The sequence below is a fragment of the Halomonas sp. ALS9 genome, from assembly GCF_001651035.1.
In the GTDB taxonomy this organism is placed as follows: domain Bacteria; phylum Pseudomonadota; class Gammaproteobacteria; order Pseudomonadales; family Halomonadaceae; genus Vreelandella.
Map to the genome: position 1 here is coordinate 415,277 of NZ_LXRG01000192.1, position 11,869 is coordinate 427,145.

11 protein-coding genes are annotated in these 11,869 nt (G+C 55.8%); 6 read left to right on the forward strand and 5 right to left on the reverse strand.

Going from position 1 to position 11,869, the window contains the following annotated elements; genetic code table 11:
- Positions 1–34 precede the first annotated feature (34 nt).
- A complete protein-coding gene (locus A6R74_RS15770) occupies positions 35–2,170 on the reverse strand; it encodes a PhoX family protein (RefSeq protein WP_064235428.1) in 2,136 nt (711 codons plus the stop codon).
- A 324-nt stretch (positions 2,171–2,494) separates the two neighbouring features.
- On the opposite strand from A6R74_RS15770, the gene A6R74_RS15775 reads away from it, so the two are divergent.
- The 3 genes from A6R74_RS15775 to A6R74_RS15785 all read left to right on the forward strand — a co-directional run bounded on the left by A6R74_RS15775 (position 2,495) and on the right by A6R74_RS15785 (position 4,311).
- Positions 2,495–3,568 (forward strand): ChuX/HutX family heme-like substrate-binding protein, encoded by a 1,074-nt coding sequence (locus tag A6R74_RS15775; protein ID WP_064235429.1) that lies wholly within the window; start codon positions 2,495–2,497, stop codon positions 3,566–3,568.
- Entirely contained in the window at positions 3,565–3,771 is a 207-nt protein-coding gene (locus A6R74_RS15780) for a hypothetical protein (RefSeq protein WP_064235430.1), read from the forward strand. The genes A6R74_RS15775 and A6R74_RS15780 overlap by 4 nt, the downstream gene beginning before the upstream one ends.
- Before the next feature lie 165 nt (positions 3,772–3,936).
- Entirely contained in the window at positions 3,937–4,311 is a 375-nt protein-coding gene (locus A6R74_RS15785; protein ID WP_064235431.1) for a YbaN family protein, read from the forward strand.
- 23 nt (positions 4,312–4,334) lie between these two features.
- Here the strand turns inward: A6R74_RS15785 and A6R74_RS15790 are convergent, their stop codons facing one another.
- Entirely contained in the window at positions 4,335–4,841 is a 507-nt protein-coding gene (locus A6R74_RS15790; RefSeq protein ID WP_064235432.1) for an Lrp/AsnC family transcriptional regulator, read from the reverse strand.
- A 237-nt stretch (positions 4,842–5,078) separates the two neighbouring features.
- On the opposite strand from A6R74_RS15790, the gene A6R74_RS15795 reads away from it, so the two are divergent.
- From A6R74_RS15795 to mgtE, 3 genes are all read left to right on the forward strand, one after another.
- A complete protein-coding gene (locus A6R74_RS15795; protein ID WP_064235433.1) occupies positions 5,079–6,095 on the forward strand; it encodes a 1-aminocyclopropane-1-carboxylate deaminase in 1,017 nt (338 codons plus the stop codon).
- A gap of 144 nt (positions 6,096–6,239) precedes the next feature.
- Positions 6,240–6,581 carry a DUF6482 family protein gene (locus A6R74_RS15800; protein WP_064235434.1) on the forward strand — a complete coding sequence of 114 codons (342 nt, stop codon included), beginning with the start codon at positions 6,240–6,242 and terminating at the stop codon, positions 6,579–6,581.
- 74 nt (positions 6,582–6,655) lie between these two features.
- Complete coding sequence (gene mgtE, locus A6R74_RS15805) at positions 6,656–8,011, forward strand: magnesium transporter (protein WP_064235435.1); 1,356 nt, start codon at positions 6,656–6,658, stop codon at positions 8,009–8,011.
- Positions 8,012–8,079: 68 nt separating this feature from the next.
- Here mgtE and A6R74_RS15810 read toward each other — a convergent pair whose 3' ends face one another.
- The 3 genes from A6R74_RS15810 to iolE all read right to left on the reverse strand — a co-directional run bounded on the left by A6R74_RS15810 (position 8,080) and on the right by iolE (position 11,841).
- Positions 8,080–9,201: a Gfo/Idh/MocA family protein gene (locus A6R74_RS15810; protein WP_064235436.1), complete on the reverse strand. Its 1,122-nt coding sequence runs from the start codon at positions 9,199–9,201 to the stop codon at positions 8,080–8,082.
- Positions 9,202–9,399: 198 nt separating this feature from the next.
- Complete coding sequence (locus A6R74_RS15815) at positions 9,400–10,902, reverse strand: CoA-acylating methylmalonate-semialdehyde dehydrogenase (RefSeq protein ID WP_064235437.1); 1,503 nt, start codon at positions 10,900–10,902, stop codon at positions 9,400–9,402.
- A 36-nt stretch (positions 10,903–10,938) separates the two neighbouring features.
- Positions 10,939–11,841 carry a myo-inosose-2 dehydratase gene (iolE, locus tag A6R74_RS15820; RefSeq protein ID WP_064235438.1) on the reverse strand — a complete coding sequence of 301 codons (903 nt, stop codon included), beginning with the start codon at positions 11,839–11,841 and terminating at the stop codon, positions 10,939–10,941.
- Positions 11,842–11,869: the final 28 nt, after the last annotated feature.

The window sequence follows — 11,869 nt, forward strand, 5'->3', positions numbered from 1 at the left end:
GCTTGTTATCACTCCAGCGCTTAGTGCCTGATTTTTAAACGCCTACTGGGCCGCCATCGCGTTTCTGAATCACCACGGTCGATGCCCGAGGGCGTACTTGGCCGCTGGCGGCAACAGTGGCGTCTTGGGCCAGCGCGCTTGCATCGGCGGGCCAATTGCTCGGATGCTGAATATTGATAAACAGCGCGGTTTTATCCGGCGTGGTAAAAATACCGGTGACTTCGCAGCCGTTAGGCCCTACCGCAAAGCGCTTAAGCTGTTGCTGGTTACTGCTGTTAATGACCGGGCCGGTTCCCTGGATATCGTCTAACCCGTTGGGTACCACCGCGAGCAGTTGGTCGTTGGTGTACTCCGTAATGCCTTCATAGCCGTTATCGGTCTGAATCCACAGGATGCCTTGACCATCATCGCGCTCATCAAACCAGAGCCCATCAGGGCTGGCAAACTGGTTCATTTCGGTTAGAGCCGAAAGGTTATCAGCATCGTCAGCCGCCGCACCAAATACAAACACTTCCCAGCGAAATGCATTCGGCAGGCGACTTTCACGCCAGCGAATAATGTGACCCGCGCCATTATTTTCCCGAGGGTTGGCGGCGTTAGTCGGGGCAGTGACATAGCCAACCCCCAACTGATCAATCTCGTCACCTTCGTTGGTAAAGGTCGGCGCTGCGGCCTCCTCACTACGCTGGGAATTGTTAGTCAGCGTTAGATAAACATCGCCAGTGGCCGTATCCACGGCGGCCCATTCGGGCCGATCCATCGGTGTTGCCCCCATCAGGTCTGCCGCATCGCAGGTATTGATAATCACACCGGCTAAATCGTTCTCTGCCAAGCCCAGCGCCGCTGCCAATGTACGGCCATCCTGGGTCTCGGCGTCAGGCGTCAGCGGCAGCCACTCACCGCTGCCATCGGCGTGAAAACGGGCCACATAGAGCGCGCCGTTATCCATATATTTGTTGCCAATGGCGAGGCGGTCGTACGCCTCGCCCGGGCGGTTGGCATCAGCGGGATCCCAGACGGCATCAGAAACGTATTTATATACGTACTCGTTGCGGGCATCGTGGCCGGAATAGAAGACCACTGGCTGGCCAGCTTCCAATTTGCCTAACCAGCAGCCTTCATGGCGGAAACGGCCCAGAGCCGTGCGCTTAACTGCCCGGGCACCGCTATAAGGGTCGATTTCGACCTGGTAGCCGAAGGTGCGCGCTTCATTACGGTAGTCATCCTCGGCGCGCGCACCGCGTGGAGTGATATCAAAACGGGCAAACTCGTCGTTCTCTTCAGAAGCATCACCTGCCGACGTTTCCCAGGCGTAGCGGCCGCGTTCAGTGGGAATGCCGATACGGGCGTCGTCCTGGAAGCGCTCGCCGGTGTGAACAAAGACGTTGGGCCAGTTCTCTTCACAGGCGATGTAGGTGCCCCAGGGCGTGACGCCGTGCCCACAGTTATTGTTGGTACCCCGGGTTTGAGTACCCGCCGGTGAAAAGCGTGTTTTAACGTAGTCACTGCCCGCCACGGGGCCAGCCAGATCCATTTCCGTTGCGCTGGTAAAGCGGCGGTTATAGCGCGATCCCGGCACATGCGACCACTGCCCGTTAGCGTCTTTTTCGACCTCGACAATTGTCACACCGTGAGCATTGATCTCGGTGCGTGACTCCTCCGCCGGGCGCTTACCTTCATCCGCGTTGGTGGGGCCGCCTTGGGGTGCCCAGAGCGCCGCCTGGTCGATATATTCATTGTTCAGCGCCAGGATGAAACGGCGCGAGGCGCTGTCGATATCCAGCGGGAAGGCATCCATGCCATCGTGGTGCATACCCACGCTTTCCGCCTGACGCTCGGCGGTCATTGGCTGGTCAGCTTGCCACGAATCACTTTGATTCAGTGGTGTGCCCCAGGGCACTAATATCTGGGCAACATAGCCTTCCGGCACCACCACGGCGTCGGTGAGTGACCCTTGAACCGCTTCAAACGCCAGTGTCAGAGGTGTTTTTTGTGCCCCGTTTGAAGCAAGCGCTTGAGCAGCACCGCCAAAACTAAGCATCGAGGCAGCGGCCATGCTCAAACCACCGCGCATCACATCGCGACGGGATACATGGCGCGCCAATACATCGGCGAAAGGTTGGTTACCGCTGTGGTTAAACAGGCGATGGTCTTCGATCTCTTTACTCATTTTGGTCTCCCCCTGATCGTTTGTAAGTCAACGATTGAACGTTAGGAGACCCTAAAGAAGCTAAATGACAGCACGATGACGGCCTGCCTGCATTTGGATGAAGAACTCAGCTATAGACGTTAATTCCCTACCCCTCCCCCCAACTCCTATTGAGAGACTATTGAGAGGCAGTCTCAACTCTGCTAATTTAACGCTAATAGTTATCATTAACACAGGAGTTATTCTCTCATGCACTTAGTCGCCGGGCGACGATGGGCGCAGCCTGTTCGCCAACCTCAATTGGCAGTGGTATCCCCAGCCAGTGAACCATAAAAGAGGTGCGTTATGATTCCATCCCAACAGATCGCGATTATCGAAGCCCTTGAGGCGGCGCGTGCCGCTCAACCGCGCCTTCCCGCCATTGAGATTGCCGAACGTTTAGCGATCAGCGAAGGCGAACTCCAGGCAGCACGGTTAGGGCGAGATGTATGGACGCTGCCGCTCCCGCCCAACGAGCTTGCCGCTTATCTGCCCCAACTAGGGTGGGTTAAAGCGTTGACACGCTCGCGGCTGGCCGTGTTAGAGCAAACCGGTGACTACCCTGAACTCAGCGGCGGACCACAAACTGGCCTGCTGCTCGCCCCCGGCGGCCTGGATCTACGTTTGCTCTACACCCACTGGCACTGGGCCTGCTTGATTCGTGATCCTATGCCTTCCCCCAATCCTATGCCTTTCTCTCATGAAGAAGAGCCCCAGTGGCGGTGGAGTCTGCAGATATTTAACCAGCATGGCTGCGCCGTGCATAAGTGCTTTGCCCTGGAGAACCCGCTGCCACGCCCCTGGGGCGCACTAGCGGCTTTGGGCACGCGAGATGCGCCGGCGTTTACCCAGAGCATGCCCCGCCACAAACGCCCACTCCCCGAAATACCCTCCCTTGCCAGCGAGTGGGGCGCGATGCGCGATGTGCACCAGTTCTTTGCCCTTCTCCAGCGCCATCGCCTGGAGCGCATTGAAGCTAACCAGCTAGTGGAAGGGCGCTATACCCGTGCGTTACCTACGCATGCACTGGAAACGGTGCTTCATCAAGCCAGCCAGCGCGGACTGCCTTTAATGTTGTTTGTCGCCAGCCCCGGCTGCGTGCAGATACGCACCGGCAAACTCCCCGCTCCGCAACATGCACGCGGCTGGCTAAACCTATTTGGCGAGCAGTTCACCCTGCACCTTGACGACACCGCGATTGATCAGGTTTGGCAAGTCAGCAAACCCAACCGCGACGGCGGCGTCACCAGCATAGAGGCCTTCGATGCCCAAGGCTCGCTAGTGCTGCAGCTTTACGCAGAACGCCAGGAAGGCCATGCGGAGCGCCGCGAGTGGCGGCAGCTGCTGGATGAGCTTGGCAGCCAAGAGGCGGTGGCATGAGCACAGCACGTTTTATACGCCGCTCGCTGGTAGCACTGCTGATTGGCTGGCTGACCAACGGGGCCGTATTGGCCAGCGAGCGCTGGGTAGTGCTGGGTGGCGATATCGCCGAGACCCTGGCCGCCCTGGATACCGATATCAACGTTATCGCCCAGGACGACACGGTGGCCTATCCGCCCGCCATGGCCAACTTCACCACCTAAAGGGTGGCCCGCATGGCAAACCCCTGCTTGCCCTGGCGCCTTAAAACAGGTTTTATCAGCCGTCGAGGTCTATCCTGCTGGATGGCAAAGTCATCATATAAGTCCATACTTATCCATACATAACGGGCCATTGATGCGCCACCGCGTGCCAATTTAGGAGCAACAATGAGATTGATCCGCCTCATGTGGGTGGTGCTGGCAGGGGTGAGTTTTAGCATCGGTGTGCTGGGTATTTTTCTGCCTCTGCTACCTACCACCGTGTTTATGCTGATGGCGGTTTACTGCGCCTCCAAAGGGTCGCCCCGCTTCGAGGCCTGGATTCGCTCCCGGCACTATGTCGGCCCGCTGTTGGTTACCTGGGAACAAGAGCGCGCCATCCCTCGCCGCGCCAAGCTGGCGGCCGTTAGCATGATCGCGTTGAGTGCGCTGATCACCGCCTGGTCACTCGGCCCCGGCTGGCAACGTTGGTTGGTGGTTGCGCTACTGATGCTGATTGCTCTTTGGCTGGCTACCCGGCCAGAGCCATCTTCTTCGCCTTAGCCCAGGACTAAATTAACACCAGCCTAAACCAGCACCTTATGGGTAGAGACCACCTGACGTAGCCCCATAAACGAGCGGATCTGGCGTACGCCGGGCAGGTAGAGCAGTTGTTCGGCGTGTAGCCTGTTGAAGCTTTGGCTATCCCGGGTGCGCACCAGCATAAAATAGTCAAACTCCCCGGTGACCACATGACACTCCATACAGCCGGATACCTTCTGGGCGGCCTCTTCAAAGGCGGCGAAGGATTCCGGCGTCGAGCGATCCAGCACCACGCCAATCAGCACCACCATGCCCGCCTGGAGCTGTTCAGGGTCTAAATGCGCCACCACCCGGCTGATCACCCCGTCTCGTTTAAGCTTTTCAACCCTTCGCAGACAGGCCGCAGGGCTCAGGCTCACTTGCTCCGCCAGCGCCACATTGGAGAGCGTGGCGTCGTCCTGAAGCAGTTTGAGAATACGCCGGTCTGTTCGATCTAGTTCAACCGCCTGATTATCAGGCTCAGCGCCTGAACGGAGAGTTTTTGAACGCACTATTATTTACCTTATTGATATTTACACACCATTTAAAACTACATAATGCATTTAATATCAACTCTTGTTGCTTTAACACGTCTAATTTTGCAACACAAAAATCTTAGCTAGCACTTAGTATAAATAGCAGAGCGCGCCCACTGTTCACACAGAGCTTTTCACACAAACCTTCCACATCCCCACTCGCCACGCGAGCTTTCTATTTCGCACTGAAACGCTTAAAAGCTGGAGCCTGTTATGAACCTAGAACGTTTCCCACGCTACCCTCTCACCTTTGGCCCCTCCCCTATCACGCCACTCAAACGTCTAAGCGAACATCTCGGCGGTGAGGTAGAGCTCTACGCCAAGCGCGAAGACTGCAACAGCGGCCTGGCCTTTGGCGGCAATAAGACCCGCAAACTGGAATACTTGATTCCCGAAGCACTGGAACAGGGCTGCGATACGCTGGTATCGATTGGCGGCATTCAGTCCAACCAGACCCGCCAGGTTGCCGCAGTTGCCGCTCACCTGGGCATGCAGTGCGTTCTGGTACAGGAGAACTGGGTCAACTACTCCGACGCAGTGTATGACCGGGTGGGCAATATCGAGATGTCGCGCATTATGGGCGCCGATGTACGTCTGGATGAAGCAGGCTTTGATATTGGTATTCGCCCCAGCTGGGAACAGGCGATGGAAGATGTGCGCCAGCGAGGTGGTAAGCCCTTCCCAATTCCCGCAGGTTGTTCCGAACACCCCTACGGCGGCTTAGGTTTTGTCGGCTTTGCCGAAGAGGTCCGCCAGCAGGAGAAAGAATTAGGCTTCACATTTGACTACATCGTCGTCTGTTCGGTCACCGGCAGCACCCAGGCAGGGATGGTGGTGGGCTTTGCCGCCGATGGTCGCGCCCAGCGAGTGATTGGCATTGACGCCTCCGCCAAGCCGGAACAAACCCGCGAGCAGATCCTACGCATTGCGCGCAACACGGCCGAGCTGGTGGAGCTGGAAGGCGGCATTAACGATGACGATGTGATTTTGGATACCCGCTATGGCGGCCCAGAATACGGCCTGCCCAATGAAGGCACGCTGGAAGCTATTCGCTTATGCGCCCGCCTGGAAGGCGTACTCACCGACCCGGTTTACGAAGGCAAATCCATGCACGGCATGATCGACATGGTGCGCAACGGTGAATTCCCCGCGGGTTCTAAAGTGCTTTATGCCCACCTGGGCGGCGTACCCGCATTAAATGCCTACAGCTTTCTGTTTCGTAATGGATAAGCCCCTAATGGCTAAATAACAAGACATCCACCTCAAACCGTCTGATCAAGCGCCCAAATAGCGCCGATCAGGCGGTTACTGCTGTACAAATAACGTACACCCTTTAGTCTTGGCGTATAGGATATTCACTTATGAGGATACGCCATGTCTTCACCTCTTCCCGCTCACCTTACCCTTGACGAGCTTGCACAATGCTCAGCGCCGTTGCCCGACGTAGAAGTCCACGGGCTCGATAGAGGTTGGTACATTGTTCGCTTGCATCAGGATAACGCCGTCAGCTTGCTCACCGATCAGAGTGGCGAGGCACAACGCTTTACCGGTACGCAATGGATTGGCCGTGCGCTGGCGCCGCTGGGCTTCACCCACGGCACGCTGACCTGGGCCGACGCCGCCGATGAAATGATAGGCTCTGATGTGCCGTCCGTTTCCGCACAACAACGCTTAGCCTACGGTGTACGCGTGGCTTTCAACCAAACCAGTCTATAAACTTAACAAAGCGAGCCTCCGAGAGTTTGCAATTTTATTGCCTTAATACCTAGTTTCCAAAAAGGACGGACGCTATGCGCGATGATGAAAAATATACCAATAACGAAGAGCTGCTGCTCTATCTTCAAAAGCTTTTAGACACCCCAGACACAGCGGCTCTACAAGAGTTTTTCACTGAACTCGATATTTTAGACATTGCGCGAACACTTGAATCCTTCCCGGCCAAAACACGCGATTTCCTTTGGGAATATGTGCCTGACGAGTTAATTGGCGAGGTGCTCGCCGAAGTTGACGAAGATATTCGTGCCGACTACATCGAAGACCTTTCTGCCAGCGATGTGGAGCAGATAGTCAGAGGCCTTGATGCCCAGGAAGTGGCTGAAGTACTGGATGTTGCTGACGAGGCCATCAAAACCAGCGTTTACGCCAGCTTAGACCAAGAAATACGCGCCCAGGTCGAAAATCTTCATGCCTATGAAGATGATGTAGTGGGGCGCTATATGGATCCCGAAACGGTCAATGTAAAACAAGGCGTCTCGTTAGAGGCCGTGCAACGCTATATTCGGATTCATCGCCTGCTCGACGATGAATCGCAGCAAATCATGATTACCGATAAAGATAAACGCTTACTCGGCACACTGTCCCTGATCGATTTAATCAAACAGCCCCAGGACGCGGTGGTTGATGATTATATGGATGATTTCTTCACCCTAAATGATCAAATGAAGGTCAGCGATGCCGCCGCGTTATTGCGCTCCAAAGAACTTCATTTTGTGCCGGTGTGCGATAGCGATGGCTTACTGGTAGGGCAACTCAACTCAACCGACGTATTAGAAATCACCCAAGACGATGCTGACATGACGTTAAAACATATGTCAGGCGTCAGTGATGAAGAGGAAGTTTTTACCCCCATATTGCGCAGCGCCAAAAGCCGCGGCATTTGGCTGGGCATTAATTTGTTAACAGCTTTTCTAGCCGCCTTTGTCATTGGCCAGTTTGAAGCGGTACTCGATCAAATCGTGGCACTAGCCATCCTGATGCCCGTCGTTGCCAGCATGGGAGGGATAGCAGGCAGTCAAACCCTGACCGTGGTTATTCGCGGCCTGGCGCTGGGTCAGCTCGCGGGTAACAATATTAAATGGCTTTATAACAAAGAGATGTGGGTAGGCATGAGCAACGGCCTAGTGTGGGCGTTGGTGGTCGGCTTAATTGCACACCTTTGGTTTGGCGACGCCATGATTACGCTGGTAATCACACTGGCCATCTTTATCAATATGAGCCTGGCCAATGTTTCTGGGGTGCTGATTCCATTGGTACTGAAAAAGCTGCGGATTGACCCGGCACTGTCTGGTGCGGTGATTTTAACCACCGTTACCGATGTGGTTGGGTTTTTATCCTTTTTGGGGCTCGCGACACTGATTATCCTGTGATCTCTTCATTCCCGGCAGGCGCTGGGAACTTTGGCAAACAGCCCCAGCGCTTGGTTTAGCAGCCGCGGCTATACCGTCACCCACCGGCCGGTCTGATCCGACTTTTCGATAGCATCGATCAGTCGATTAACCCGGGCCGCTTCGCGAAAATCGGGGTAGAGGGGGCGATTGTTGATGATGCCTTCTACAAGATCACGCACTTCGATAATTTTCTGATCGTTATAGCCCAATCCATGCCCCGGCGCGGGGCTGAAAGCGGCATAGTCGGGGTGTTCGGGGCCTGTAAACAAGGTGGTAAAGCCGCGTCTCCCTGGGGCATCGCCGTGGCGATATAGCTGCAGCTCGCTCATGCGCTCCTGATCAAACACAATGGCACCTTGAGTGCCCGTTAGCGTATAGGCCAACCCCATTTTGCGCCCAGCGGCTACCCGTGACGTCTCGATATTACCGATTAATCCCTGGTCAAAACGCAACATAGCCTGTGCCTGGTCGTCGTTTTCTACCGCCGCCATACCACTACCGCCAGCATTTGGGCGCATGGCGATAACGGTCTGTAGCTGACCGCATACCTCGGTAATACGCTGCCCGGTTAAAAACTCGGCCATATTGAGAATATGCGAGCCTACATCGCCTAACGCGCCAGCACCCGCTGTTGCCCGCTGGGTATGCCAGTCGTGGGGCTTTTGTGGGTCGAGTAGATAATCCTCGTTGTGGCGACCACGAAAGTGAATCAACTCACCGATCTCACCGCTGGCGACAATTTGGCGGGCCAGCTGGGTGGCGGAATTGCGAATGTAGTTAAAGCCCACCAGGGTTTTGACACCCGCCTTTTCTGCCGCAGCCACCATCTCGTTGGCATCGGCGCTATTGAGCGCCAGCGGCTTTTCAGCGTAAACATGCTTGCCCGCGGCAATGGCGGCCAGCGCCATCTCTTTATGCAGAAAATTGGGCGCGCAGATATCCACCACATCCACATCACTGTCTGCCACCAGGTCTCGCCAGTCATTGGTGGCGCGGGAAAAGCCCCAGGCACGCGCGCGGCTTTCTGCAGTGGCGAGGTCGACATCTGCCAAGAGTTCGCATATGGGGTTAGCGGGCAGTTCAAAAACGCTGGACGCTGCATTAAAGGCGATAGCATGGGCTTTACCCATAAAGCCGGTGCCGATTAAGCCAATTTTGAGGGTTTTCATTGTGATTATCCCTGCTAACAATTTCACTGCCGGTAAAATACAGGCTCCATAAACGTGGTGTGAGGGCAGTTTGAAGCGAGGGTCTTTCGCCATGGATGGCGAAAGTAGCGCCCATGGACGGGTTCACAGCGCCCTCGCGGAAATCTGCCCTCATCACCAGATATACATACCTGTTTTAGTGAGCCACTATCAGGCTGTTTACATCGTCGGCATAGTGAAGTGATTGGTCTCTTCACGAATGCCGCTAGGCCAGCGTTGGGTGATGGTTTTCATGCGGGTGTAAAAGCGCACGCCATCCGGGCCATGCATATGCAACGGGCCAAACAACGAACGCTTCCAGCCACCGAAGCTGTGGAACGCCATGGGCACCGGAATCGGCACATTAACGCCCACCATGCCGACCTGGATTTGCTCGCAGTATTGGCGTGCAGCATCTCCATCCCGGGTAAAGATTGCGGTGCCGTTGCCGTACTCGTGGGCATTGATCATGCTCACCGCGTCGTCAAAGCTTTCCACACGGGCAATCGCCAACACCGGGCCAAAGATTTCTTCAGAGTGGATACGCATGCTCGGCGTCACATGGTCAAATAGTGTCCCGCCAATAAAGTAGCCATCACCTGCGCCATCTATGCTTGTCTGACGGCCATCCACCACCAGCTCGGCGCCTTCATCGACACCGGTTTGGATATAACCCGCCACTTTATCGCGATGCTCCCGGGTGATCAGCGGGCCCATATCGTTATCCGGGCCATCAACCAAGCCAGGGCCGACGGTTAATTTCTCCAGTTCAGCCACCAGCTTTTCACGCAGGCGATTAGCGGTCTCTTCACCCACGGGCACCGCGACAGAAATCGCCATGCAGCGCTCGCCCGCCGAGCCGTAGGCGGCCCCCATCAGGGCACCCACCGCCTGATCCAGATCCGCATCGGGCATGATCACCATATGATTTTTTGCCCCGCCCAGCGCCTGAACGCGTTTGCCATTTTTTGATGCCGTAGCGTAGATATACTCGGCGATGGGCGTGGAGCCCACAAAACTTACCGCCTGGACACGCTCATCGGTGAGCAGCACGTCCACGGCTTCTTTATCGCCGTTGACGACATTAAAGACGCCATCCGGCAGGCCCGCTTCTTTAAGCAGCTCGGCCAAGCGCAGTGGCGTGGAGGGATCTTTTTCAGACGGTTTCATCACGAAGGTGTTGCCACAGGCCAGGGAGATGGGGAACATCCACATGGGCACCATGGCAGGGAAGTTAAATGGTGAGATACCCGCACACACCCCCAGCGGCTGCATCATCGAGTAACTATCCACGCCGGTACCAACATTCATGGAGTGCTCGCCTTTCTGCAGGTGAGGAATGCCGCAGGCAAACTCGACCACTTCCAGACCGCGAGTCACTTCCCCTTTGGCGTCTGAAAATACCTTGCCGTGTTCGCTGGAGATCAGTCGCGCCAACTCATCGGTGTGCGCCTCAACCAGCTCCTTGAATTTAAAAAGAATTCGAGCGCGCTTTAGCGGCGAGGTTTTTGACCAGGAGACAAAGGCCTCATTGGCGATGCGCACTGCGTCACGGGTCTCATCGGCACTGGCCAGCGCCACCTGGGCGCTCTGCTCGCCGGTGGCCGGATTATAGACCGGCGAAGTACGTTGGCTCTGACCGACGATATGTTGGCCGTTGAGATAGTGGGATAGCGTCTTCATAAAGACTCCTGATAAAAATGCGTCGCGAGTGCTGTTTTAGTCGGCAATGTCAAAACCTGCCTGCTCGGCAAGCTGGCGCAAATTGCGGTAGCCCAGACGGGCATAAGTCAGCGGGTGAGCGACTTCAGGGTCTTGCTCGGCTTCCACGACTAACCAACCCTGATACCCTTGCTCGCACAGGTGAGTTAAGGCGGGCAGAAAATCCACATTGCCATCCCCCGGCACCGTAAACAGGCCGTCCAGCACGCCGTTTAAAAAGCTTTTGTCGCGGTTGCGCACTGCGTCTAACACCGAGAAGCGCAGATCTTTGCAGTGAACATGATGAATGCGCTGGCTGTAGCGCTTGGCGATGGCGAACGGATCGCCGCCAGCACCGCGTAGATGACCAAAATCAAGCAGCAGCCCTACTCCTTCACCGGTGTTGTCCATTAAGCGCTCAACATCCGATTGGCTCTCGATCACCGTGCCCAAGTGGTGGTGATACACCAGTTGAATACCTTGAGATTTCAAATAGTCGCCCACTATGTCCAGACCTTTTAGCAAACGCTGCCACTCTTCTTCAGCAAGATGCGGGCGTTGAGAGAGCGGGCGCGCCTGGTCGCCGTGCACACAGTGGGTAACTTCACACAGCACCATGACCTTGGCGCCGCACTGCTTGAGCAGGTTCATATGGTCTTGAATGGCTTCAATCTCTTCTTCCGGGCTGCGCTCCAGCAGATGTGCGGAGTACCAGCCCGAAACAAGCGATAAGTCGTGAGCGCTAAGCACCTCATTCAAGGCATCCGGCGTGCGGGGAAATTTATTGCCCAGTTCAAAGCCGCTAAAGCCCGCTTCGCGCCCCTCTTGCAGGCAGGTTTCCAGGGGCGTTGCGCCGCCCAGGCTGGGCAAATCATCGTTCGTCCAGGTGAGCGGGTTGATGCCTAAAGTAACCGTTGGCATAGCGTATTCCTTGTGATTATGTTTGTTG

Bases quoted from the DNA above. Each gene is read 5' to 3' on its own strand.
- mgtE (WP_064235435.1), top strand. From the start codon at position 6,656: ATGCGCGATGATGAAAAATATACCAATAACGAAGAGCTGCTGCTCTAT.
- A6R74_RS15780 (WP_064235430.1), top strand. From the start codon at position 3,565: ATGAGCACAGCACGTTTTATACGCCGCTCGCTGGTAGCACTGCTGATT.
- A6R74_RS15800 (WP_064235434.1), top strand. From the start codon at position 6,240: ATGTCTTCACCTCTTCCCGCTCACCTTACCCTTGACGAGCTTGCACAA.
- A6R74_RS15770 (WP_064235428.1), bottom strand. From the start codon at position 2,170: ATGAGTAAAGAGATCGAAGACCATCGCCTGTTTAACCACAGCGGTAAC.
- A6R74_RS15795 (WP_064235433.1), top strand. From the start codon at position 5,079: ATGAACCTAGAACGTTTCCCACGCTACCCTCTCACCTTTGGCCCCTCC.
- A6R74_RS15815 (WP_064235437.1), bottom strand. From the start codon at position 10,902: ATGAAGACGCTATCCCACTATCTCAACGGCCAACATATCGTCGGTCAG.
- A6R74_RS15785 (WP_064235431.1), top strand. From the start codon at position 3,937: ATGAGATTGATCCGCCTCATGTGGGTGGTGCTGGCAGGGGTGAGTTTT.
- A6R74_RS15775 (WP_064235429.1), top strand. From the start codon at position 2,495: ATGATTCCATCCCAACAGATCGCGATTATCGAAGCCCTTGAGGCGGCG.
- iolE (WP_064235438.1), bottom strand. From the start codon at position 11,841: ATGCCAACGGTTACTTTAGGCATCAACCCGCTCACCTGGACGAACGAT.
- A6R74_RS15810 (WP_064235436.1), bottom strand. From the start codon at position 9,201: ATGAAAACCCTCAAAATTGGCTTAATCGGCACCGGCTTTATGGGTAAA.